17 protein-coding genes are annotated in these 24465 nt (G+C 64.1%); 11 read left to right on the top strand and 6 right to left on the bottom strand.

What is annotated here, in order from left to right:
* Positions 1 to 476 precede the first annotated feature (476 nt).
* The 5 genes from NKJ57_RS13745 (at position 477) to NKJ57_RS13725 (ending at position 10278) form a co-directional block, all read left to right on the top strand.
* The gene (locus NKJ57_RS13745; RefSeq protein WP_352511096.1) at positions 477 to 2432 is read left to right on the top strand and encodes a hypothetical protein; all 1956 of its coding nucleotides are present in this window, start codon (positions 477 to 479) and stop codon (positions 2430 to 2432) included.
* A gap of 10 nt (positions 2433 to 2442) precedes the next feature.
* Positions 2443 to 6300, top strand: coding sequence for a DUF7929 domain-containing protein (locus NKJ57_RS13740; protein ID WP_352511095.1), 3858 nt, complete (start codon positions 2443 to 2445; stop codon positions 6298 to 6300).
* A 304-nt stretch (positions 6301 to 6604) separates the two neighbouring features.
* Complete coding sequence (gene rpe / locus NKJ57_RS13735) at positions 6605 to 7282, top strand: ribulose-phosphate 3-epimerase (RefSeq protein WP_023684266.1); 678 nt, start codon at positions 6605 to 6607, stop codon at positions 7280 to 7282.
* Between the two features lie 493 nt (positions 7283 to 7775).
* The gene (locus NKJ57_RS13730; RefSeq protein WP_023694237.1) at positions 7776 to 8513 is read left to right on the top strand and encodes a GntR family transcriptional regulator; all 738 of its coding nucleotides are present in this window, start codon (positions 7776 to 7778) and stop codon (positions 8511 to 8513) included.
* Positions 8514 to 8766: 253 nt separating this feature from the next.
* Positions 8767 to 10278 carry a malonate--CoA ligase gene (locus NKJ57_RS13725; RefSeq protein ID WP_352511094.1) on the top strand — a complete coding sequence of 504 codons (1512 nt, stop codon included), beginning with the start codon at positions 8767 to 8769 and terminating at the stop codon, positions 10276 to 10278.
* Between the two features lie 74 nt (positions 10279 to 10352).
* Here NKJ57_RS13725 and NKJ57_RS13720 read toward each other — a convergent pair whose 3' ends face one another.
* The 6 genes from NKJ57_RS13720 to NKJ57_RS13695 form a co-directional block, all read right to left on the bottom strand.
* Positions 10353 to 12407, bottom strand: a complete 2055-nt coding sequence (locus NKJ57_RS13720) for an ABC transporter ATP-binding protein/permease (RefSeq protein ID WP_352511093.1) — start codon at positions 12405 to 12407, stop codon at positions 10353 to 10355.
* Positions 12408 to 12479: 72 nt separating this feature from the next.
* A complete protein-coding gene (locus NKJ57_RS13715) occupies positions 12480 to 13592 on the bottom strand; it encodes an NAD(P)/FAD-dependent oxidoreductase (RefSeq protein WP_352511091.1) in 1113 nt (370 codons plus the stop codon).
* A gap of 9 nt (positions 13593 to 13601) precedes the next feature.
* Positions 13602 to 14777, bottom strand: a complete 1176-nt coding sequence (nagA, locus tag NKJ57_RS13710; RefSeq protein ID WP_352511090.1) for an N-acetylglucosamine-6-phosphate deacetylase — start codon at positions 14775 to 14777, stop codon at positions 13602 to 13604.
* Positions 14774 to 15805: an SIS domain-containing protein gene (locus NKJ57_RS13705; protein WP_023703601.1), complete on the bottom strand. Its 1032-nt coding sequence runs from the start codon at positions 15803 to 15805 to the stop codon at positions 14774 to 14776. The genes nagA and NKJ57_RS13705 overlap by 4 nt, the downstream gene beginning before the upstream one ends.
* Positions 15802 to 16584, bottom strand: coding sequence for a GntR family transcriptional regulator (locus NKJ57_RS13700; RefSeq protein ID WP_023732576.1), 783 nt, complete (start codon positions 16582 to 16584; stop codon positions 15802 to 15804). Before NKJ57_RS13700 ends, NKJ57_RS13705 begins: the two co-directional genes overlap by 4 nt.
* Positions 16581 to 17459 (bottom strand): glucosamine kinase nucleotide-binding domain-containing protein, encoded by an 879-nt coding sequence (locus tag NKJ57_RS13695; protein ID WP_023668846.1) that lies wholly within the window; start codon positions 17457 to 17459, stop codon positions 16581 to 16583. Before NKJ57_RS13695 ends, NKJ57_RS13700 begins: the two co-directional genes overlap by 4 nt.
* A 199-nt stretch (positions 17460 to 17658) precedes the next feature.
* On the opposite strand from NKJ57_RS13695, the gene NKJ57_RS13690 reads away from it, so the two are divergent.
* The 6 genes from NKJ57_RS13690 to NKJ57_RS13665 all read left to right on the top strand — a co-directional run bounded on the left by NKJ57_RS13690 (position 17659) and on the right by NKJ57_RS13665 (position 24455).
* Positions 17659 to 18615: an N-acetylmuramic acid 6-phosphate etherase gene (locus NKJ57_RS13690; RefSeq protein WP_352511089.1), complete on the top strand. Its 957-nt coding sequence runs from the start codon at positions 17659 to 17661 to the stop codon at positions 18613 to 18615.
* A 1-nt stretch (position 18616) separates the two neighbouring features.
* Complete coding sequence (locus NKJ57_RS13685; protein ID WP_023689958.1) at positions 18617 to 19876, top strand: ABC transporter substrate-binding protein; 1260 nt, start codon at positions 18617 to 18619, stop codon at positions 19874 to 19876.
* Positions 19877 to 20118: 242 nt separating this feature from the next.
* Positions 20119 to 21048 carry a carbohydrate ABC transporter permease gene (locus NKJ57_RS13680; RefSeq protein WP_352511088.1) on the top strand — a complete coding sequence of 310 codons (930 nt, stop codon included), beginning with the start codon at positions 20119 to 20121 and terminating at the stop codon, positions 21046 to 21048.
* 226 nt (positions 21049 to 21274) lie between these two features.
* Positions 21275 to 22114: a carbohydrate ABC transporter permease gene (locus NKJ57_RS13675; protein ID WP_352511086.1), complete on the top strand. Its 840-nt coding sequence runs from the start codon at positions 21275 to 21277 to the stop codon at positions 22112 to 22114.
* Between the two features lie 250 nt (positions 22115 to 22364).
* On the top strand, positions 22365 to 23426 hold the full coding sequence (locus NKJ57_RS13670; protein ID WP_023755586.1) for a Gfo/Idh/MocA family protein: 1062 nt from the start codon (positions 22365 to 22367) through the stop codon (positions 23424 to 23426).
* 30 nt (positions 23427 to 23456) lie between these two features.
* Positions 23457 to 24455: an ABC transporter ATP-binding protein gene (locus NKJ57_RS13665; protein ID WP_023668840.1), complete on the top strand. Its 999-nt coding sequence runs from the start codon at positions 23457 to 23459 to the stop codon at positions 24453 to 24455.
* Positions 24456 to 24465: the final 10 nt, after the last annotated feature.

Below are 24465 nucleotides of genomic sequence, written 5' to 3'. Positions count from 1 at the left end.
GCAGAAGCCGGCACTGACGGTAAGTAAGCCGGCCGGTCTTTCGCGCGCCAAGACTGTTTTCCACCTTGAGTTGACACAAGGAATTAGCCGCGCCTCTGTGAAATGGCGGACAGACCCGACCGCCGTTTTGCATGAACCTTTCCGCTTCAGCCTGCGACTGACGACCAGGCGCCGCATGGTGCGGGCCGGAAAGGATGCCCCCAATGACTAGGACCCCAGAGGCTCCACGGTCTCCGGGACCAACGCAAGCTCAGCGCGACCACCGCCTTCGGGATGGAGTCGATGCGCTGGGCTTTCGGCTGATTCCGTTGACCCTGCGCAGGAGCAGGCGTATCGTGAAGATGAGGAAAGCAGACAATTCGATCAGGGACGAACGTGCCGGAACGCCGCGCCTAGCCCTGTTTCGCGCGGCCGGACCGGATGTTCCTCCCGAAAACTTCGGGGGGAGTTTTATGTCCTGCGATCGCGGCGCGTCCATGTCGTCTCCAAGCGGCGGTTTGCGCCGTTCGCTCCATCTGGCCGGCGGTTTGCTTGCCCTGGCGCTGAGCGCCGCGCTCTGGTTGGGCACAGCCGCCCAAGCGCAGGAAACCCAGATCATCTATCCCGGCTCGATGGCGGTCACCGGATTTTCCGGCACCGTCATTCCCAATTTCGACTCTGCCGATTCCGAAAGGGGGGGGCTGCCGCCCGGCGTCGACCCAGTCGACGAAACCTTCATCGACACGACGCGCGCCACCTTGCGCGTCTTCGACGTTTCGGCGCTCGGCGGACCGGCTTCCGGCCAGCTCGTCTACACGCCGCCGCCTTTCGAGGTGACGGCCGAACAGATCGGCCAGGTATTCGCCATCACCTATGATGACGGTGTGCGCGACGGCGTTCCCTCGGGCGTCCCCAACCTCTATGCCGGCGCTACCTCGCTGCACGGCATCCGTATCGTCACCCCGGACGAAGATGCCGACGGTCGGCCCGAGCGACAGCGCCGCGGAACCGCAGGCGCCGTCTTCATGGACGGCCAGTTCGGCACCGAAAGCGGTGGCGGTCCGGGCACGATCTGGAAGATCGACGGCATCACCGGCGCGGTCTCCAAATTCGCCGACATTGACACCAACAGCGGTTCCGGCATCGGCGACATCAGCTTCGACAGCAATCACCGCGAGTTCTTCGCCAGCGATCTCGACACCGGCCTCATCCACCGCCTCGATGCCAACGGCACGCTGATCGACACATTCGATCACGGCGTTGCCCGGCGGCCGGCGCATGGGCTGGCTCCCGTCGCCGATGACGGTGCGGTGATGGACATACAGGGTGCTGCCTTCGACTCGGAAGACCCCGACACATGGGGCTACACGCAGGACGAACGCCGCGTCTGGTCCGTCGCCTATCATGGCGGCCGGCTCTATTATTCGGTCGGCGAAAAGGCCGAGATCTGGTCGGTTGGCATTGCCCGCGATGGCAGCTTTGCCGGTGATCCGCGCTGGGAGCTGACGGTCAAGGCCGACAAGGACTACGCCGTCACCGACATCGCCTTCGACAACCAGGGTTTCATGTATCTGGCGCAGCGCGGCCCGGTCGAGAATCGCTACGATTACAGCCAGTTCGCCGATTCCGGCAAGGGCGAGGTCATCCGCTACTGGCGCGAAAACCCGGACGATCCGGCGACGGAATCGGTCTGGGTGGAAGAGCCGCAGGAATATGCGGTCGGCTTCCCGCAAGGCAACCGGCAGTCTGCCGGTGGGCTCGACCTGCAATATGGCTATGACGCCGACGGCAATCTCGACACCGGCGTGTGCATCGACACGCTGGTCAACACCGGCGACAAGCTGCGCGACAACCCGACACTTGCCGACCAGCTCGCCGGCGGCGGGCCGCTTGCCGTGCACGGCGTGCAGATCACGCCGACGCCGTTGGTCAAGCCGGCCAACGTGCCGCCTTTCGGCTCGTGGTTCGTCGACTTCGACGGCTATTTCGAAGACCCGGAAGTGGAAGGCCATGTCGGCGACGTCGAGGTCTGGCACCCCTGCGAAGGCCGTGCCGGCTATTATGAAGAGATCCCCGGCGGTTATCTGCCGCCGTTCTATCCGCCGGACTTCCCACCGCCCGGCGATCTGCCTCCGTGCATCGATGTCGAGGATGTTCAGTTCTACTGCACGCCTCGCGGCCTCCAGGCCGACCTCTATCTCCATGACCATGCCGGCTTTGGCGGCGATTCGATCAAGGTCCAGTCCATGACACCAGGCGTCGGGGTGACATCACCCCAGTCGCATGCTCCCGGTAAGCCTTACACGGTCGACATCACCGGCCATTCTCCGGGCGACAGAGTCGATGTTGGACTTTGCTTCTACAGGCAGTCCGACAAGGACAAGGGTGGCTACTACCCTTGCTGCAAGATGACTTTGCCGCTCAGAACCCCAGCCGTCAGCTGCGAACGTTGAGGAGGGGAAGATGAAAAATCTCGCACTTTCCCCGACCGCGAACAGCAGTCAATCCAACGTCATGGAGACCATCATGAAACCCCTGTCATATGCCAGGCGCGGCGCGCGCTGGCTGATGGCGGCCGGTATCGCGGTCGCCATGTTCACCCCTGTGGCAAGCCACGCCGAAGATGCAGTCCCGATCACTCCGGAACTGCGGCTCGACCTCGACAATTCAAAAATCGTCAACCCGAGGCCGGAACGGATCGTGCCGTTCTTCACCAAAACAGGCACACAGAGGAGCTGCGACTACGTCGTCTACTCCCTGAGCTTTGGCCTGCGCGGCGACTCGCAAGGCTTTGCCGACCCAAGCTTTTCGGCCAGGCTGAAGAAACTCCAACTCGACTTCAAGGATCAGCTTCCGCACGGTCTTGCGATCGTCAACGTCAACGTGTCCGGCGACGGCACGGATGCGTCTGGCGGACCGCTGCCGGGTGCGACAATCAGCACCTCGGCTAATCCGAACGATACGGCAACGGTTTCCGATTTCCGGATTTCCACCACCGATCTCGACGGCGCTGGGGCTGGCAATGAACGCGTCATCAATTTCAAGATCACCGCCAAGATCGACCATGCGGCGTTTCCTTCGCCGACCATCGTCGGCAACCAGGGCATGATCAAGGTGACGCCGGGCGTCGGCACGGGGGCCATCATCCCGTCGCAGGATCCGGGCAAGCCCGACGACGGCGACTACAAGACCGGGGCCAAGACCTCGATCAAGATCGACCTCACCAATTGTGACAAGCGGCCTCCGCCTCCCGACCGGGAATGTTTCAAGGTGGAGCGCGGCACGGTCGATTGCATGCAAGGCGGCGGCGCGTTCATCTACCACATGCCTGTCGGCCCGGAGATGGGCGGCAAATGGGTGCAGGTATCGACGACGACCCCAGGCATCACCATCATCCCCGACACGCAATTGGTGCCGGCGGGCGGCGGTGTGCTGAACTGGAAGATCGTCGGTGCGTCGCCCGGCGACGTCATCCACCTCATCGTCACCGGCATCGAGACCTATGCCGGCCCGAAGGAGGGCTGGGGACTATGCTGCACGCAGACCATCGACATCGTCATCCCGCGTGACTTGAGATGTCCGCCCAAGGACAAGGAACCGGACCTCAAGGTCGAGAAACGCGCCGACGTGACGCGTTGCACGATGGGGGGCGGCTGCGACTTCACCATCAAGGTCACCAATGTCGGCGACGGGCCGTATCACGGCAAGATCGTGCTCGACGAGGTGACGCTGCCGGCCGGCTCGACTCTGGATGCAGGGCCCAATCCGCCCTGGGTATGCATGCCCGGCGTGACCCCGATGACGTGCACCTATCCGGTGACCACGCTCAATCCGGGGGCCTCCATCAACCTCAAGCTCGGCTTCAAGCCGGCGGGTGGTTGGCAAGGCAGCGCGCTGCGCAACTGCGCCACCTATAACTACGGCGCCAGCGGCAAGCCGCTGTTCGGCAGCCAGCAGAACGATCGCGGCTGTGCCTCGATCCCGATCTGCCGGCGTGGCGACCGCGACCGCGATTGCCGGCCCCCGGTCGACAAGAAGGTCGACCTGATCCTGAAGAAGCGTGCCCGCATCCCGGTCTGCACGCCCGACGGCATCTGCTACTTCGTGATCGACATCATCAACAATGGCAGCGTCCCCTATAATGGGCCGCTGACGGTTATCGACAATTACCCGGGCGGCGCGCCGGCCTCTTCGACCTTCGGCCCGTCTCCGCCCTGGACATGCGGACCGAACGGTCCCGGCCAGTTCCGCTGCGACAATGCAGGCATCGTGCTGATGCCGGGCGCCTCGACGCCGATCGTCGTCAAGGCGGTCATGCCGGCCGGCTACCAGTCGGATTCGGTCGAGAACTGCGCGGCGCTGAAGCCCGTCCCCGGTGAGGTCGACCTCACCAACAACAAGGCCTGCGCCAAGGAACGCTTCCGTCATCCCAATGGCGGCAAGCCGACCCTGCGCATCACCAAGGTCTGCAATGGCTCGCTCGCCGGTGCGGCGGTGGTTTCCTGCCGCATCACCGTCATCAGCCTTGGCACCTCTGCCCCCACCGGTCCGGTGCGGGTCAACGATGCTGCCACGCTGATATCGGGTGGCGCGCCGGTCCAGATCCAGACCGTCACACCCGACGGTGCGGAATGGGCCTGCGGAGCGGTTCCGGCCAATGCGCTGTCATGCCAGATACCCGGCGCCGCGATGACGCCCGGAACCTCCAGGCACTTCGACGTGACGGTCTTGGCCAATGGCGCGTTCGAGAACTGCGCACGCGGCTCATACGGCCCGGCCCCTGGAGACGATATCGTCTACCCGATCGGCCAGGCCTGCGCCAAGGGCGGCGGCACGTCCACCATTAGCGTCAAGAAGACCGGCGATGCCGAGTGCCAGCCCGGGCAACCCTGCTCGTTCGAGATCACCATCACCAATGATGGCCAGACCGCCTTCTCCGGTCCGGTCCGCATCGGCGATGCGATCGGGGTGGACGGGCTGGGGCGGCTGCAAGGCGTCGCGATCACCGCGATCGAGCCGCCCTTTGGCTGCTCGCCCGAACCGACGACCTTGCCGTTGACCTGCATTGCCAACCTGACGCTCGGCGCCGGGGAAAGCCATGTGCACAAGGTCACGGTGGTCCTTCCCGACGCTCCCCTGGCCAATCTGCGGGGCAACGTCAGCGGCCGGAACTGCGTCGGCGTCTTGTCTCCCGACACCAGGGTGCAAGGCGGCGGCGACGTACTGCCCGGCGACCTGACCAATATCCAGGGGGATCGCGGCAAGGCCTATGCCTGCCATCCCTTCACCATCAAGCGCGAGGTGAAGAAGGAATGCTCGCCGGGGTTCGTCATGAACGATGCCGGTCGGTGCGTGTGTCCGGAAGGCACGACGTTCCGCAACGGCCAGTGCTCGCCCGACGGCGGCGTCATCATCCAGCCGAAGGATCCAAGGCCCTGCGTGCTGCTCAAGGGCCAGATCCGCACCGAGGATGGACGCTGTGTCTGCCCGCGCGGAACCGAGCTTGAGAACGGCGCTTGCGTCAAGACCGACAAGCCTGGCTGCACCATCCCCGGTTCGGTCCCGACGTCGGACGGCAATGGCTGCTACTGCCCGGAAGGTACGCATCTCGACCGACAGGCAAACGCCTGCGTGCGCGACAAGCAGAAGCCTCAGGAGTGCAGCATACGCGGCCAGGTTCATGACGCCGATGGCGATTGTGTCTGCCCGCGTGGGACAGAGGTGCGCGATAGAGCCTGCCGGCCGATCCGGCCAAAGCCTGAACAGTGCTCGATCCGTGGTCAGATCCACAACGCCAACGGCGATTGCGTCTGCCCGGACGGCACAGAAGTCAGGGGCAAGGTCTGCCGGCCGATCCGGCCGAAGCCCGAGCAGTGCTCGATCCGCGGCCAGGTCCATGACGCCAATGGCAATTGTGTCTGCCCGCGGGGTACCGAGGTGCAAGGCAATGCCTGCCGGCAGAAGAAGCCTGTGCTGGAACAGTGCGACATACGCGGCCAGGTGCACAACAAGCGCGGCGAGTGTGTTTGCCCGCGCGGCACCCAGGTGATCGACGGCGCATGCCGCAAGCCGAGGCCGCAGGTGGGAGACTGCGCCCCGGGCTCGCAGATGGTCGGTGGCCAGTGCGTGCCGATCATCAAGCGGCGCTGCCCCGAAGGCACGGTTGGTCGGTTCCCGAACTGCAGGGCGATCCGGCAGCAGCCGTCGCTGGACCCGAGCCTGTTGCTCAATCCGGGTGTCCTTCAGCAGTTCATACCGAAGCGCACGCCGCAGACGCAGGTACAGCCGCAAAGGGATCCGGCGGCCAACTTCAAGCCATAGGATCTGAATACGAGTCAAAAGTCAGAACCCCGCCGGAGCGATCCGGCGGGTTTTTTCCTTGGGCGCGCTGCGGCGATCGGGCGGCCAGGTATTCGCCGAACCCGCTGCCGGGCGCAGCAAATACCGACTTTCCCTTTTCGGGATCATGGTCTAGAGCAGTTCATCGTTTCGTGGAAACGCCGAACCGCTCTATCTCTTTGTTTTCACGCAATTCCGGACGGAAAGCCGTTCCCACTTTTCCTGGAATTGCTCTAGCAGTCGTCAAGGCCGCGCCCGCAAACAGGGCGCCCAAAGGGGCCGCATCATGAGCAGGAAGACCCTGATCGCGCCATCGGTGCTGGCGTCGGATTTCTCGAAGCTCGGCGACGAGGTCGAGGCGGTGGCGGCGGCCGGCGCCGACTGGATCCATCTCGACGTGATGGACGGGCATTTCGTGCCCAACATCACCTTCGGCCCGCCGGTGATCAAGGCCATCCGCAACCGCACCAAGGCCTTTTTCGACTGCCATTTGATGATTGCGCCGGCCGATCCTTATCTGGCCGCCTTTGCCGATGCCGGCTGCGACGGCATGACCGTGCATGCCGAGGCCGGACCGCATCTCGACCGCTCGCTTCAGACCATCAAGGGTCTCGGCAAGAAGGCCGGCGTATCGCTCAATCCGGCGACGCCGGAAAGTGCGATCGAATATGTGCTCGACCGGCTTGACCTGATCCTGATCATGACCGTCAATCCGGGCTTTGGCGGCCAGGCCTTCATCCCGGCCATGGTCGACAAGGTCAAGCGGGTGAAAGCGCTGATCGGCAACCGGCCGATTCGCATCGAGATCGACGGCGGCGTGTCGCCGGAAACCGCCCCCCTGGTCACATCAGCCGGCGCCGATGTGCTGGTGGCGGGCGCCGCCATCTTCAAGGGCGGCAGCGTCGAAGCCTACCGGGCCAATATAGAAGCCATCCGAACCGCGGCCGACCGGGCTGCCGGCTGACATCAGTTCCAGGGCAAGTTCCCGGCTGGTCGGTTCTCCTCGGCCTGATCTCCCTGCCTGATCCTTCGATCTCCCAAAAAGCCGTCAACGGGTGGCAGCCGCAAGGGCATCGCGGCAAGCGACAGGATCGCGGCATCCGGCACTAGTTTTGGCCCATAAATCTAGTGGATAACTGCCGAGGGATCTGCATGCGGGGAGAGGTCAATCCGGCGGCATGACGCGCGTTAAGAAAAAATTATCCGTATTCGGGATCTCGAAGCTGTTTCTCGAGGGCGCCTGCCATGCTGGGAGACAAACTTTCTTCAGAAGAACAAGTTTTTCACGATTTTAGTTACTTCCGGCGGATAAGATGCGGTCAACCTTCCTCTTTAAGTCGAATATCGTGATCTTTCGCTTGAGGGGCGGATGCCTTAGGAGTTACAGTAAATTTACAGGGGAAATCGTTTGCTTCGCGAACGGGCTAGCGGAGCATGGGAGAGCTACAGGAGTCATATTGACCTACGGATCTGCCGATGTGAGCGAAGGCGCGGGACCCAAGAGCACACTCGCTAGTACGGTCTATCAACAGCTTCGCGACGATCTCCTGCGCGGCGTGTTTGAAAGTGAAAGCAAGCTTCGTGTCGAATGGGTGGTTTCCCGTTACGGCGCCGGCGCCTCACCGGTTCGCGAGGCCCTCAACCGACTTGCTTCGGAAGGCCTGCTCGGCCGCCACGACCAGCGCGGTTTCTTCATCATGCCGGTCAGTGCCCCGGAACTCGAGGAATTGACGCGCACCCGCTGCTGGCTGGAAGAGCGGGCGCTGCGTGAATCCATTGCCAACCGCACCGGCGAATGGGAAGAGCAGCTCGTGCTGGCCTTGCATCGCCTGGCGCGTGCCCCGCGCCGCTTGCCGGAGGACCCGTCCTCGAACAATCCGGAATGGGAAAAGCTGCACCGCGCCTTCCATAGGGCACTGATCGCAGGCTGCCGATCGCATTGGCTGACCGGCTTTTGCGACCAGCTTTCGGATCAGGCCTCCCGTTACCGGCTGATCTCCCAGGACGGCAGCGAGCGCGACGAAATCAGTGAACATCGGCTGATTGCGGAGCGCACGGTGGATGGCGATGCCGACGGCGCCGTTGAAGCCCTCCTCAACCACTACCGTCTGACGGCAGCCATGTGCATGGAGCGCTTCAACGACAGCGGCGATCCACGCGTGAGCGCCACCAAGGCGCTGCGCAGCCGCAGATAGAAGCGCTTCCGGTCCGCTATCCAAAATCCGCCCGCTATCCAAGTCCGCTTGCCTTCATCTGATCGGCGGCAAACCCGATTTCACTTTTTTTGCCGGACGGAGGCGAAATCGTTTCCTTTGTTCCAAGGCCATGCGCTGGAGCCGGATGATTTCAGGCCGAATCGACCTGAAATCATCCGGCTAAATCAAAGGGTAGAGCATGTCCTCCGAAAACCGCTTCACACTTTTCGGCATCATGCTCTAGGGAAGGCGCATGACCAATCACCTGTTCGACGCGTTCCGCAGCCGGATTTCAGCCTCCGAGCGCATCCTGATGGCGACCGATGACGGACGCGCGATCGCCTATCGCGACATGCTGGCGCAATCGGCACAGCTGGCACATGCGCTGAGGCATTTCGGCGTCGAGCCTGGCGACCGCGTTGCCGTGCAGGTCGAAAAAAGCCCCGAATGCATTTTCCTTTACCTCGCCTGCCTGCGCGCCGGCGCGGTCTTCCTGCCGCTCAACACCGCCTACACGCTGGCCGAACTCGGCTATTTCTTCGGGGATGCCGAGCCGCGGCTGGTCGTCTGCGACCCGGCCCGCGCCGGCGCTATCGCGCCGTTGGCGCAGGCGTCGGGTGCTGCCACCTTCACGCTTGGCAGCAATGGTGAGGGCTCGCTGACCGAACTGGCGGCACAACAGCCCACGGATTTCGACGCCGTGGCGCGCGGGCCGGACGATCTGGCCGCAATCCTTTACACATCCGGCACCACCGGACGCTCCAAGGGCGCCATGCTCAGCCACGAAAACCTGGCCTCCAATGCGCGCGTGCTGGTCGAGCAATGGCGTTTCACCGGGGATGACGTGCTGATCCATGCCCTGCCGATCTTCCACACGCATGGCCTGTTCGTCGCCACCAACGTCACCCTGATGGCCGGCGCCTCGATGCTGTTCGAGCAGAAGTTCGACGGCGCCCGCATCGTCTCGCTCTTGCCGCGCGCGACAGTGCTGATGGGCGTGCCGACCTTCTATACAAGGCTCCTGCAGCAGGACGGGCTGGATGTCCAGGCGGCGAAGAACATCCGCCTGTTCGTTTCCGGCTCGGCGCCGCTGCTCGCCGAAACGCACAAGGCCTGGCGCGAGCGCACCGGCCACGACATTCTCGAGCGCTACGGCATGACCGAGACCAATATGAACACGTCGAACCCCTATGAGGGCGAGCGTCGGGCCGGCACGGTCGGTTTCCCGCTGCCCGGCGTTTCGCTGCGCATCGCCGACCCTGACAGCGGCGATGCGCTTGGCCAGGGTGAAGTCGGCATGATCGAGGTCAAAGGTCCGAATGTCTTTTCCGGCTATTGGCGCATGCCGGAAAAAACCAAGGCGGAGTTTCGCAAGGACGGCTTCTTCATCACCGGCGACCTCGGAATCATCGACGCGGACGGCTACGTCCACATCGTCGGCCGCGGCAAGGATCTCATTATCTCCGGCGGCTACAACATCTATCCCAAGGAGATCGAGAGCGAGATCGACGCGGTTGCCGGCGTCTTGGAAAGTGCCGTCATCGGAATTGCCCATCCCGATTTCGGCGAAGGCGTCACCGCTGTCGTGGTGCGTGCGCCGGCATCGCAGATCACCGGGGCCGAGATCGTTGGCGCCATTGCCGACCAGCTGGCCAAATACAAGCATCCGAAGCAGGTGATCTTCGTCGAGGAGCTCCCGCGCAACACGATGGGCAAGGTGCAGAAGAACCTGCTGCGCGAGACCTACAAGGGTCTCTACGGCTAATCCATAGCCGGCTAATGTCTTTGCCCAAGCGCTTCGCCTGGACATCTCTGTTCGCGGTTCGGCAGTGGCGCCTTTTACCTGCGCGGCTTTTTCACCCGAGTGCTGGAACCCCACAAAGCGCGGTTCAGCAGGCTGCGTTTGCGCTTGCGCGGGATGAGGTCGACGTCGCTGACGAGCTTGGCGCCGCCCTCCCGCCGCTCCAGGGTGATCTTGCGGCTGTGGAAGGCTTCGAGCTCCGCACGATGCGCCACGCTGATGATGGTGACGTCAGGCAGTTCGCGGATCACCGTCAACATCATCGTGTCCTGGCTCTTCTCGTCGAGCGCCGAAGTCGCTTCATCCAGCACCACGATATCGGGGCGATGCAGCAGCAGGCGCGCGAAGGCGAGGCGTTGCTTTTCGCCGCCCGACAGCGTCTGGTCCCATGGCGCCTCTTCCTTGATCCTGCCGGTGAGATAGCCAAGCCCCACCTTGTCGAGGGCAGCCTTGATTTGCTTGATGGTCCACTTGTCCGCCGCCGCGGGATAGGCGACCGCGCGGCGAAGCGTTCCGGAAGGGATGTAGGGGCGTTGCGGCAGCATGAACAGGCGCCTGTCGGTGTGGAAATTGACGCTGCCGCCGCCCCATGGCCACAGGCCCGCGACGGCCCGCACCAGCGTCGACTTGCCTGAACCGGATTCGCCTGAAACCAGCACCCGCTCGCCCGGCTCGATCACGACCTCGGTTTCCTTGACCACGGAGGTGCCGTCGTCGAGTGTCACGGAAAGATTGTCGAGGCTGAGGATGGCGCCGTCTTCCGCTTCGCCCCGGTTGATGCGTCCGAGCGCATCGCTCTGCTCGGCGCGCTCGAGCCCGTCGAGCGACATCATCAGCGAGGCAATGCGCCGCGCGGAGGCGTTCCAGCCGGCGAGGCGCGGATAGTTGTCGACCAGCCAGCCGAACGCGCCTTGCACGATGCCAAAGGCAGACGCCGCCTGCATCACCTCGCCAAGCGTCATCGAGCCTTCGAGGAATTTTGGCGCGCACAAAAGGATCGGCACGACCGGCGCAAACAGGCTCGATCCCTGCGACACCGCCGCCGTGCGCATGTGCTGTCCGGTCAGCAGCGCCCATTGCCTCAGCACGTGGCCGAAATTCCTGTCGATGCCGCTGCGCTCCTCGTCCTCGCCTCCCAGCAAGGCGATGCTTTCGCCGTTTTCGCGCACGCGCGTCAGCGTGTAGCGCAGCTCGGCCTCCGCCTGGTTCTTCCGCTCGGAGAGCTGGACGAAGTCGCGGCCGATGACCACCATCGAGGTCGAGGTGATGGCGGCATAGATGATCGCGGTGATGACCAGAAAGCCGGGAATGGTGATGCTCTCGCCGCCGACCGGCAGGGTGAGCGCGCCGCCGATGGTCCACAGCACGACGATAAAGGTCGAGGCCGACAGGAACGCGTTGAGGACGCCGGCGGTGAAATCGACCGGCGACTCGGTGGCGATGCGCAGGTCCTCGGTCATGCGGGCCTCGGGGTTCTGGTGGTCGCCGCCCACGAGGTTCAGCTGGTAGTAGCGGCCGTTTGCCAGCCAGCGCGCGACCACCCCGGTGGTCAGCCAGGAACGCCAGCGGCGCTGGATCGTCATGCGCAGGTAGACCTGCGCGACGACAAGGCTGCCGCTGCAGATCACCAGCGGCACGAATACGGCGCTGAGGAGATAGACCGTGCGGGCGTTGCGCTGCTCGAGGGCATCGAACATCGAGCGGTTCCAGACATTGATGCCATACTGGAAACCGATGTTGATGCAGATCAGCAGCAGCACTCCGATCGTCAAAGGCCAGGCGAGCTTGTCGCCATGCCTCCCCCAATAGCCGCGCCCGCTGATCCAGAAACGCCGCAGCAGATATTTCTTGCGCGCCTGCTCGGCCTGCTCAGGCGTCAGCTTGGGATCGGGTTCGACGGCATCCGGCGGCGGCGCAGCCTCGCCAACGGGCTCGGAGGCGGCTTCCACTGTCGATGCTTTTTTCTCGCGCGGCGTGTCCTCGCGCGGTCCATCTCCGCGCGTTTGCCGTGACGGCTTTTCCCGGCGCGACTTCGTGGCATCGCGCGCTCCGACACCGTCGGTCGGTTCCGATTTGGGTTTTGCCTCGGACATATGCCCCGACAACGACCTCCATATCAAAAGGTTTCATGGTATGCGCCTGCCCGACGTTTCAGGAAACGTCCGTCATTGCGGATATAAAAGCCCAACGACATGCTCTGCCATGGCGAGGCTGGCGGTAAGGCCAGGGCTCTCGATGCCGAACAGATTGACGATCTGACCGCCCCCGTGGTCAGCCGGTCCCTGGATGACGAAGTCGGCGGCCGGCTGGCCCGGACCGGACAGTTTCGGCCTGACGCCGGCATAGGCCGGTTGCAGGGCGCCGTCCGCCAGGCCGGACCAGTAGCGCCTGATTTCGTCGTAGAAGGCAGCGCCTCGTGCGGGATCGACGGTATAGTCGACGCGATCGATCCATTCGACATCCGGGCCAAAGCGCGCGCTCCCCGACATGTCGAGGGTCAGATGCACGCCGAGGCCGCCATGGACCGGCACCGGATAGATCAGCCGCGAAAAGGGCGAGCGGCCGGAAAGCGCGAAATAATTGCCGCGCGCCAGCCACAGCGGCGGAACACGGTCTTGCGGGAGGCCTTCGATGCGGCCGGCGAGCGCCTGCGCGTCGAGGCCGGCGGCGTTGATGAAGGCGCCGGTCTTCAAGGTGAAACCCTCGCCATCGGCGTCGCGCGTGTCGATCCGGATGCCGTCGGCTTCGATGCTCGCGCCTGAGACAACGGTGAGCAAGGCGAAAGATGCGCCGGCCGCTTCCGCGTCTCCACGCAATGACAGCATCAGCGCCTGGCTGTCGACGATGCCGGTTGACGGCGACAGCAGCGCGCCGGCGCAGCTCAGCGCCGGTTCCAGGCTTTCGGCCTCTGCGCGCGTCAAAAGCTTGAGGTCACCGACTCCGCATTGCGCCGCGTTGATCTGGATCGCCTGCAGTTTGTCCAACTGGTCGGGTTCGACGGCAACGATCAGTTTGCCGGTGCGATGATGGGCGACGTCGTGCTCGCGGCAATAGGCATAGAGACGCTCGCGGCCGTTGACGCAGAGACGGGCCTTCAGGCTGCCCGGCGTATAATGAAGCCCGGCATGGATGACTTCCGAATTGCGCGAACTGGTGCCCGTGCCGGTGGCTGCGGCCTTCTCGACCACCAGCACCTCGCGGCCCGACAGCGCCAGCGCGCGGGCAATGGCGAGGCCGACAACACCGGCTCCGGCGACAACGCAGTCGACATCATGCATGGGTGGACTTTAGCGCGGACTGTCCGCGCCTGCAAAAACCTTGTCGCCGCCGATCCAGACGCCGTTGACGTCGAGGGCGTCCGACAGAGCGACGATATCGGCAGCCGTGCCATTGGCGAAGCGGCCGAGCCGGTGGGCCTGGCCGACCGCCTGCGCCGGATAGAGCGAGGCCATGCGCAACGATTCCGACAGGTCCAGCCCGACGATCCTGTGCATGTAGCGGACGGCCGAGATCATATCGAGATCGGCGCCGGCCAGCGTGCCGTCGGCCAGCCTCAGGCTGCCATCCTTGCGATAGATGATGCGGCCGTTGAGGGTGAACGACGTCATGTCGGTGCCGATCGTCGCCATGGCGTCGGTGACCAGCACGATCCTGCCCGGCCCCTGCTTGGCGCGCAGCGCGATTGCCATGGTGGCGGGATCGACATGGATGCCGTCGGCGATGATCCCGGCCGACAGACTGCCTATGTCGATGGCCGCACCCGCCAGCCCCGGCGCACGGTTGCCGATCTGGCTCATGGCGTTGAACAGATGTGTGACCACGCTGGCCCCGGCATCGGCAAAGGCTCTGGCCGTGGCGTAGCCGGTGTCGGAATGGCCGAGGCTGACAATCACACCGGCCTTGGCCAAGGCCGCAACGCGGGCAGGCTCGACGGATTCAGGCGCTATCGTCGTCAGCAGCACCGGCAGGTTTTTGCGTGCCGCGACCAGCGCCGCTTCATCCGCATCCGTCATCGGCCGGATCAGCGCCGGTTCATGCGCGCCCTTGCGGGCGACGGAGAGATGCGGCCCTTCGAGATGCAGGCCGAGAAATCCCGGCAGTTTTTGCCGAGCCGCCTCGGTGCCGGCGGCAATGGCCGCTGTGGTGATCCCAGGCGTGTCGGTGATCAGCGTCGCCAGCAACGCCGTGGTGCCGAACGGCGCATGCGCCCGGCAGATTGTTGCCAGCGAGGCGACATCGGGATGGTCGTTGAGCATGACGCCGCCGCCGCCATTGACCTGCAGGTCGACAAAACCCGGCACCAGCATGCCGCCCCCGGCGTCGATGCGGGCAACGCCCGACGGAATGGCGCCGACGGGATGAATGCCTTCGACCACATCGCCGTGCACGACAAGGGCGGCGTTGTCATGCCAGTCGTCGCCATCGAAAATTCGGGCGCCAGTCAGGGCAAAACGGTCGCTCATACGGTTTCCGTCACCTTGCGCAGATTGCGCGGTACATCCGGATCGAGGCCGCGATGGCGGGCGAAGGCTTCGACGAAGCCGTAGAAGGAGACAATCAGCGTCAGCGGGTCAGTCAAGGGATGACCGGTGGCGACATGCGGCAGCCGCGCCGCGCTCTTGGCTTTGTCCGAGGTTACAAAAACTGCTGCACCCTTGCCGGCAAGGTTGTCGGCAGCCTCTGCCACGGACGGCTCGGAGGCATCGCGGGCGGCGAGCGCCAGCACCGGGAAGCCTGGCCCGACCAGGGCCAGCGGGCCGTGCATGACTTCGGCGGCGCTATAGGCCTCTGCATGCATGCCGCAGGTCTCCTTGAATTTCAGCGCCGCCTCGTCGGCCATCGCCGCCGACGGGCCACGTCCCAGGATGAACAGCGATTGCGGCGTCTCCAATGCGCCGGCCAGCGCCATCCAGTCGCAGGCGATCGCCTTGCTGAAATGCTCGGGCAGGCGGGCAAGGGCGGCCAGCAGTCTGTCGTCGCCGGTGCAATGCGCCATCAGCGCCAAGCCGGCGACCGCCGAATTGACGAATGTCTTGGTCGCCGCGACGCTGCGCTCGGGGCCGGCCAGAATGTCGATGGCAAAATCCGAAGCCCGCGCCAGCGGCGAATCGGCGGTGTTGGTGATGGCGACGGTGAGCGCACCGCCGGCCCGCGCCGTCTCGGCCATGGCGACGATGTCAGGGCTCTTGCCGGATTGCGAGATGGCGAGGCAAGCCGAACCGGCGAGCTTGAGCTTGGCGCCGTAAATCGAGGCGACCGATGGACCGACCGAAGCGACGGCCAGGCCGGCGGTCAGTTCGACGGCATATTTCATGAAGGTGGCGGCATGGTCGGACGAACCGCGCGCGACAGTAACGACGAAGCTCGGATCGCGCTCGCGAATGCCGCGTCCGGCCTCGGTCAGCACCGCCGCGGAGCCATCGAGCAGGCGAGCGACGGCTTGCGGAATTTCGTCGATCTCGCGCCGCATATGGGTGGTCTTGGGGATCATGGTCGGCCCTCTTCGCTCGGCCCTGTCAGGCGCAGTTCGGCGACGAAATCATAGGCATCGCCGCGGTAGATGGAGCGGGTGAACTCGATCACCTTGCCGCTCGCGAGATAGGAAATGCGTTCGATGTGCAGGCCGGCAATGCCGGATGGCACTTCGAGCAGACGCGCATCGGCGTCGCCGAGATTGGCGGCCGATATGCGCTGCACCGCCCGCACCGGCCGGTTGCCGGTCAGTTGCAGCGCCGCATAGAGTGACGAGCCTATCCCGGCCGGATCCGGCAGCACGCTGGCCGACAACGAGGCGCGCTCGATGGCCAGCGGCGTGTCGTTTGCGATGCGCAGGCGCGCCACGCGCGCCACCAGCTCGTTCGACGACAGGCCGAGCACCATCATCTCGTCGGGCGAGGGCGCGTAGAGGCCGCGATCGAGCCAGGCTGAACGCACCGCCATGCCGCGCCTTGCCATGTCTTCGGTGAATGAAGTGAGCCTGGACAGCGACTGCTCGACGCGCTCCATGCGCGGCGCGACGAAGGTGCCGGAGCCGTGGCGCTGCACGAGGATACCGCCCTTGACTAGGTCCTGCACCGCCTTGCGGACGGTGACGCGCGAAATGTCGGCCTTGGTGGCGATGTCGCGCTCGGAAGGCAGCGCATCGCCCGGCCCGATCAGGCCGCGATTGACGGCGTCCTCGATGCTTTTCCTGAGCTGCAGGTAGAGCGGGGCGCCGCTCTGCGACGACTGCCTCAGCGTGGCGAAGATCTGGTCGGCGGCATCGCTCATCGCGTCGCCTCCGCTTTGACGAAGATGCGGGCCGCCATCTGCACGGCGCCGCCCAGCGCATCGTCGAGCGGCGCTTTCAGCAGCGCCTGGTAGCGCTGGGAAAGGCGCGGCCCATAGAGCGGCGCCAGCCCGCCGAGCAGGCAGAGCGGGGCGTCATCAGAGAGGTCGAGCGCGTGGAGCGACGCCTCGACATCGGCAACCGACTTGTCCACGATCCAGTTGGCGACGCTGTCGCCCTTCTCGGCATGCTCGAAAACCTTGGGCGCGAAGCCGCCGAAATCGCCGGGCTTGGCATTGGTGGTGAACTCGACCACGTCTTCGGGATTGTTGCGGAAAATGGCCATCATGCTGTCGGTCAGGGCTGAGCGCGGCCGGACGCCGTCATGGGCGAGCAGCGTCTGCTCCAGCAGGTCGCGGCCGATCCGGGCGCCGCTGCCTTGATCACCGACCTGAAAGCCCCAGCCGCCGATGGCGCGCGACGTGCCGCCCTTGCGCGCCATATAGGCGGTGCCGGTGCCGAGGATGGCCATGGCGCCGTCACCAGAGCCGACTGCCCCTTCGAGCGCGATCTCGGCGTCCGTCTCGACGCGGCTGATGCTGAACGGCAGGATTGCTTCAAGCTGCTGGCGGTAGGTGCCGACATTGGCTCCGGCAAGGCCGAGAATGGCTGGTGTCTGCGGGATCAGGTCCGGATCTTGCCCGGCGGCGATGAAGGCCTGACGAGCAGCCTCGACGATGTGGGTGCGAGCGCCGGTGAGATCGGTGCGGATGTTGGCGGCGCCGCTTTTGGCACGGCCAATGACAACGCCATCGCCTGTCGCAAGGGCTGCCCTGCAGCTGGTGCCGCCGCCGTCGATACCGAGCACGAATTTCACGCGATGTCTCCTCCGGGCGGATAATACCAATAAAATACCAATAGCCAAGGGATTAATTTCCGTTTCAAAAAGATTAAGGCGTATCAGGTTGAAAAACCCGGGAATTTTGCCGGCTCAACGCTTTCCAGTTCGCAATTTCGTTAATGCGTGTGGACAAGTGGTATTTTTTTGGTATTGTTCTTCCATCGGAGGGACAGGGATGGCCGAACCGCGCACCGAAGCGCTTCACAGCAATGCCGAGGGACTGGACATCCAGGCCCCGGACGCCATCCTTTCTTCTTTGGTCAATGCGCAGATCGAGGCCGCCAAGGCTGTGCGCGACGCCATTCCCGCCATCGCCGCCGCAGCCGAAATCATCGCCGGGCGGCTGAACGGCGGCGGCAAGCTCGCCTATGCTGCGGCCGGCAGCTCCGGCCTGATGGCGCTGGCCGACGCGCTGGAGTTGCCCGGCACCTTCGGCATCAAGCGCGAACGCATCGCCATCCTCATCGCCGGTGGCGACGACGCTTTCAAGACCCTGGCCGGCGGACCGGAAGACGACACCGACGAAGCCTCGACGGCAATTGCCGGCGCCGGCATCGGCAAGGGCGACTGCCTGATCGCGATTTCGGCCAGCGGCTCGACGCCCTATGCGGTGCAGGCGCTGAAGGAGGCGCGCAGCCGGGGCGCGGCAACCATCGCCATTTCCAACAACAAGGACACGCCCCTGCTCAGGCTGGCCGACGTCGCCATCCTGCTCGAGACGCCACCGGAGGTGATTGCCGGCTCGACGCGCATGGGCGCCGGCACTGCCCAGAAGATCGCGCTCAACATGCTGTCGACGCTTACCGCAATTCATCTCGGCCATGTCCATGACGGCTACATGGTCAATCTCACCGCCGACAACATCAAGCTGCGCGACCGCGCGGCTCGCATCGTCGCCGCTATCAGCGGCCGCGACCGGCAAGACGCCGTGCGGCTGCTCGAAGCGAGCGGCGGCGTCGTCAAAACAGCCATTCTGCTCGCCGCCGGCGCTGCCAACGCCGTTGCGGCCGAGAAGATACTGGAAGGGACCGGCCAGAAGCTGCGGCCAGCCCTTTCCGCGATCGAGGGGAACAAGGGCGCGAAGGCCCCTGTTCTCAAAACCGAACCTGAAAAAGGTCAACAGGGAGACTAGCATGACAACGAAATTACTGACGGCACTGCTTCTCGGCACCAGCATTCTCGGCACCGCCGGGTTGGCTCACGCCGATGACGTAACGCTCAATATCGAAAGCTGGCGCGGCGACGACCTTGCCATCTGGAAGGACAAGCTGATCCCGGCTTTTGAGGCCAAGAACCCGGGCATCAAAGTGGTGTTCGCACCGTCGGCGCCGACCGAGTATGACGCCGCACTCGGCGCCAAGCTCGCCGCCGGCTCGGCTGGCGACCTGATCACCTGCCGCCCGTTCGACAAGTCGCTCGAACTGTTCAAGAAGGGCAACCTTGCCGACCTGTCGGCGCTGCCCGGCATGGAAAACTTTTCGCCCGTTGCCAAGGCCGCCTGGCAGACCGACGACGGCAAGGCGAGCTTCTGCGTGCCGATGGCCTCGGTCATTCACGGCTTCATCTACAACAAGGACGCCTTCGACAAGCTCGGCCTCAAGGTGCCGACGACGCGTGACGAGTTCTTCGCCGCGCTCGACAAGATCAAGGCCGACGGCACCTACATCCCGATGGCCATGGGCACCAAGGACCTCTGGGAAGCCGCGACCATGGGCTATCAGAACATCGGTCCGAACTACTGGAAGGGCGAAGAGGGTCGCGCAGCGCTGATCAAGGGCGACCAGAAGCTGACCGACAAGGACTGGGTTGCTCCCTATGAGGAACTGGCCAGGTGGAAGCCTTATCTCGGCGACGGCTTCGAGGCCCAGACCTATCCGGACAGCCAGAACCTGTTCACGCTTGGCCGCGCCGCCATCTACCCGGCGGGATCGTGGGAGATCGGCCTGTTCAACACCCAGGCGCAGTTCAAGATGGGCGCCTTCCCGCCGCCGGTCGAGAAGGCCGGCGACACCTGCTACATCTCCGACCATACCGATATCGGCATGGGCCTGAATGCGGCGTCGAAGAATGCCGACGCGGCCAAGACCTTCCTGTCCTGGGTCGCCTCGCCGGACTTCGCCACCATCTACGCCAACGCTTTGCCGGGCTTCTTCAGCCTGAATTCCACCCCGGTGAAGATGGAAGACCCGCTGGCGCAGGAATTCGTCTCCTGGCGCGACAAGTGCAAGTCGACGATCCGCTCGACCTACCAGATCCTGTCGCGCGGCACGCCGAACCTCGAGAACGAAACCTGGGTTGAATCGGCCAACGTCATCAACGGCACCGACACGCCGGAAGCTGCCGCCAAGAAGCTGCAGGACGGCCTCGACAGCTGGTACAAGCCGGGCAAGTAAGCTCAGAGACAGACAGGGCCCCAAGTGGACGGCCCTGCGTTTTTCGATAGCATCATCGACTGCGAACGACGGCGCCGCCCCTCATCCGCCTGCCGGCACCTTCTCCCCGTATAGTGACGGGGAGAAGGATCAGCCGAAACGCAGGCGCCCCCTCTCCCCGTCCTTCACGGGGAGAGGGTAAGGGTGAGGGGCAGCGCTGCCGTCGAAGGCATTGCTAAACCTGATCGGCGGGGACCGCACTCATGGCCGCACAAACACGACCGAAACGACCGTTCCGCTGGCATATCGGCGTCTTCCTGGCGCCGGCGCTGCTGGTCTATACGGCGATCATGATCCTGCCGCTCGCCGGCACGCTGCAGCTGTCGCTGTTCCGCAATGTCGATCAGCATCAGGTGTTCGTCGGTTTCACTAATTTCCGTACGTTGTTCGGCGACCCTAACTGGTCGGTCGGCTTCTGGAACGCGCTGCGGAACAATACCTGGTTCTTCATCATCCACATGGTGGTCCAAAACCCGATCGGTGTCATGCTGGCGGCATTGCTGTCCAGCCCGAGGCTGAGATTCGCCGCGTTCTACCGCACCGCGATCTTCGTGCCGACCATCCTGTCCTTCGTCATCGTCGGTTTCGCCTGGAAACTGATCCTGTCGCCGTTGTGGGGCGTGGCGCCGCATCTGATGGATCTGGTCAGCCTGAAAAGCCTGTTCACGCCGTGGCTCGGCAAAGAACAATATGCCCTGACCGCGCTCAGCCTGATCTCGGTCTGGCAGTTCGTCGGCATTCCGATGATGCTGATCTATGCGGCGCTGCTGTCGATCCCCGAAGAGGTGATCGAGGCGGCCGAGTGTGACGGCATCACCGGCATGTCGCAGTTCTGGAAGATCAAGCTGCCGCTGATCCTGCCCTCGATCGGCATCATCTCGATCCTGACCTTCGTCGGCAATTTCAACGCCTTCGACCTGATCTACACCGCGCAAGGGGCGCTGGCCGGCCCGAACTATTCGACCGATATTCTGGGCACTTTCCTCTACCGCGCCTTCTTCGGCTTCCAGCTGCAGACCGGCGATCCCAATATGGGTGCGGCGATCGCCACGATGATGTTCCTGATCATCCTCGGCGGCGTCTGCGTCTACCTGTTCCTCGTCCAGACGCGCCTGCGTCGCTACCAGTTCTGAGGGGCGAGATGTCGAGCTTGAACACCCCCCTCTGGCCTGCCGGCCATCTCCCCCGCAAGGGGGGAGATTGGCAGCTCTGGCCTTGCCGCTCGTCTTGCAACGTTGGCGATTGGCGAAAGCAGTCGCGGCATCTGATCTCCCCCCTTGCGGGGGAGATGTCCGGCAGGACAGAGGGGGGTGCCTTGGTGCCGACCTCAACAGTCATCGCTCGTCAGGAGACCTTCCAATGAGCACCGCCACCCGTTCGCTGCCCCGCACCATCGGCGCCCACGCGATCCTGTTGACCTACACGGCGATCGCGCTGTTTCCGGTGATCCTGGTCATCATGAACTCGTTCAAATCGCGCGCCGGCATCTTCAGCGAGCCGCTGACGCCGCCGACGCCGAAAACCTTCGACTTGATCGGTTACGCCACGGTCATCGGCCAGGGCGATTTCATCCATTATTTCCAGAACAGCCTTGTCGTCACCGTCGCCTCGCTGTTCTTCGTGCTTCTGTTCGGCGCCATGGCGGCGTTCGCGCTGTCTGAATACCGCTTCTGCGGCAACACGCTGATGGGGCTTTACCTCGCGCTCGGCATCATGATCCCGATCCGGCTCGGCACCGTCGCCATCCTGCAATTGATGGTGGCGAGCGGGCTGGTCAACACGCTGACGGCGCTGATCCTGGTCTACACCGCGCAGGGGCTGCCGCTGGCCGTCTTCATCCTGTCGGAATTCATGAAGCAGGTGTCCGACGATCTGAAGAATGCCGGCCGGATCGACGGCCTGTCGGAATACACCATCTTCTTCCGGCTAGTGCTGCCGCTGGTGCGGCCCTCGATGGCGACGGTCGCCGTCTTCACCATGATCCCGATCTGGAACGATCTGTGGTTCCCACTGATCCTGGCGCCGTCGGAAGAGACCAAGACGGTGACGCTCGGCGCGCAGCTTTTCCTCGGCCAGTTCGTCACCAACTGGAACGCCATCCTGGCGGCACTCTCGCTGGCGATCATGCCTGTGCTGACCCTCTACGTCATCTTCTCGCGGCAGCTGATCCGCGGCATCACATCCGGAGCCGTCAAGTGAGCGGAGCCCTACAAATCTCTGCTGGAGCCTTCACCCCACCCGGCGCTGCGCGCCGACCTCCCCATCAAGGGGAGGTAAAAGGTCGTGGCTTCATTCACGACCGCCAAAGGGCGACTTTCGGAGAAGCTTCTTTGGCAGTGAGGGTGTTCGCGCCAACGTCCTACCTCCCCTCGATGGGGAGGTCGGCGCGAAGCGCCGGGTGGGGTGACACACTCTCAGAAGGAACAACTGGAACATCTGGAGTAGTTAGGTGACCTCTAAATCGCCCCTTCGCGTCGTCGTCGCAGGCCTCGGTAATATGGGGCGTAGCCATGCGCTGGCCTACCACACTAATCCGGGCTTCGAGATCGCGGCCCTCATCAACCGCTCCGACGTGCCGTTACCGGACGGGCTGTCGGGCTATGGCATCAGGCGCTCCTTCGACGACGCGTTGCGCGATGAAAAGCCGGATGTCGCCTGCATCGCCACCTATTCCGACAGCCATGCCGACTATGCGGTGAAGGCATTCGAGGCCGGCTGCCACGTCTTCGTCGAGAAGCCGCTCGCAACGACGGTGGCGGACGCCAAGCGCGTCGTCGCCGCGGCCAAGGCCAACGGCCGAAAATTGGTGATCGGCTACATCCTGCGCCACCACCCGTCCTGGGTCAGGCTGATCGCCGAGGCGCGCAAGCTCGGCGGCCCTTACGTGTTTCGCATGAACCTCAACCAGCAATCGTCAGGCCCGACCTGGCAGACGCACAAGCAGTTGATGCAGACGACGTCGCCGATCGTCGATTGCGGCGTGCACTATCTCGACGTGATGCTGCAGATCACCGACGCCAGGCCGGTCGAGGTGCGCGGCATGGGGCTGCGGCTGACCGAGGAGATCGCGCCGACAATGTACAATTACGGCCATCTCCAGGTGCTGTTCGACGACGGCTCGGTCGGCTGGTACGAGGCGGCTTGGGGCCCGATGATCTCGGAGACAGCGTTCTTCGTGAAGGACGTGATTTCGCCCAATGGCTGCGTGTCGATCGTCATGAAGGAAGGTGTGAAGTCGGACGACATCGACACCCACACCAAGACCTCGACCATCCGCCTGCACAGTGCGGCGACCGGCGCGGACGGCAAGTTCGCCAGGCCGGACGAGATGCTGTCGATGGACGGCGAACCCGGCCACCAGGACCTCTGCGATCTCGAACAGGCCTTCGTGCTGAAGGCGATCCGGGAAGACATCGACCTGACCCGCCACATGGACGACGCGGTGAAATCGCTCGCCGTCTGCCTTGCCGCCGATGAGAGCGTGCGCAGCGGCGCCCCAGTTAAGCTCTAGTAGGGCAAACTCTAGAACAAGGACGAAGCCGTGGGCTCGCTGGTAATCGAGAATGTGAAGAAGGCCTTCGGGCCGGTCGAGGTGCTGAAAGGCATCAACCTCGAAGTGACCGACGGCGAATTCGTCGTCTTCGTCGGCCCATCTGGCTGCGGCAAGTCAACCTTGCTCAGGGTCATCGCCGGGCTGGAGGATTCGACCTCCGGCAGGGTGGTGATCGACGGCGCCGATGTCTCGGCCACGCCCCCGGCAAAACGCGGCATCGCCATGGTGTTCCAGACATACGCGCTCTACCCGCATCTGACGGTGAAGAACAATATGGGCCTCGGCCTCAAGCAGGCCGGCACGCCCGCCCCGGAGATCGAACGCCGCATCGGCGTCGCCTCGTCGATGCTGTCGCTGGAACCGTATCTCGAGCGGCGGCCGGCGGAGCTGTCGGGCGGCCAGCGCCAGCGCGTCGCCATCGGCCGCGCCGTGGTGCGCGAGCCAAAACTGTTCCTCTTCGATGAGCCCTTGTCGAACCTCGACGCAGCGCTTCGCGTCAACACGCGGCTGGAGATCGCGCAGCTGCATCGCCGGCTGAAGGCGACGATGATCTACGTCACCCACGACCAGGTCGAGGCGATGACGCTGGCCGACAAGATCGTCGTGCTCAACGCCGGCCAGATCGAGCAGATCGGCGGCCCGATGGAGCTCTACAATTCGCCGGCAAACGAGTTCGTCGCCGGCTTTATCGGCTCGCCGAAGATGAATTTCATCGACGGCGCCAGATTGGGCGAGACGGCCAAGACGATCGGCGTGCGGCCGGAGCATCTGACCGTGGATCCAAGGTCCGGCGCGTGGAAGGGAACGGTGGTGCATGCCGAACATCTCGGCGCCGACACCAACCTCTATCTCGACTGCGAAAAGGCCGGGCTGATCACGGTGCGCATTTTCGGTGTCTACGACGCCGAGCCCGGTGCGACGCTGTATGCAACGCCCGAGCCGGGTAAGACATACCGGTTTGGGGCGGACGGCAAGACGATCAAGTAATCCTTCGCCG

This window comes from Mesorhizobium sp. M0077 (genome assembly GCF_040322955.1).
In the GTDB taxonomy this organism is placed as follows: domain Bacteria; phylum Pseudomonadota; class Alphaproteobacteria; order Rhizobiales; family Rhizobiaceae; genus Mesorhizobium.
The sequence above is the reverse complement of the archived record's forward strand: the minus strand, read 5'-3'. Positions and strand labels throughout refer to the sequence as shown.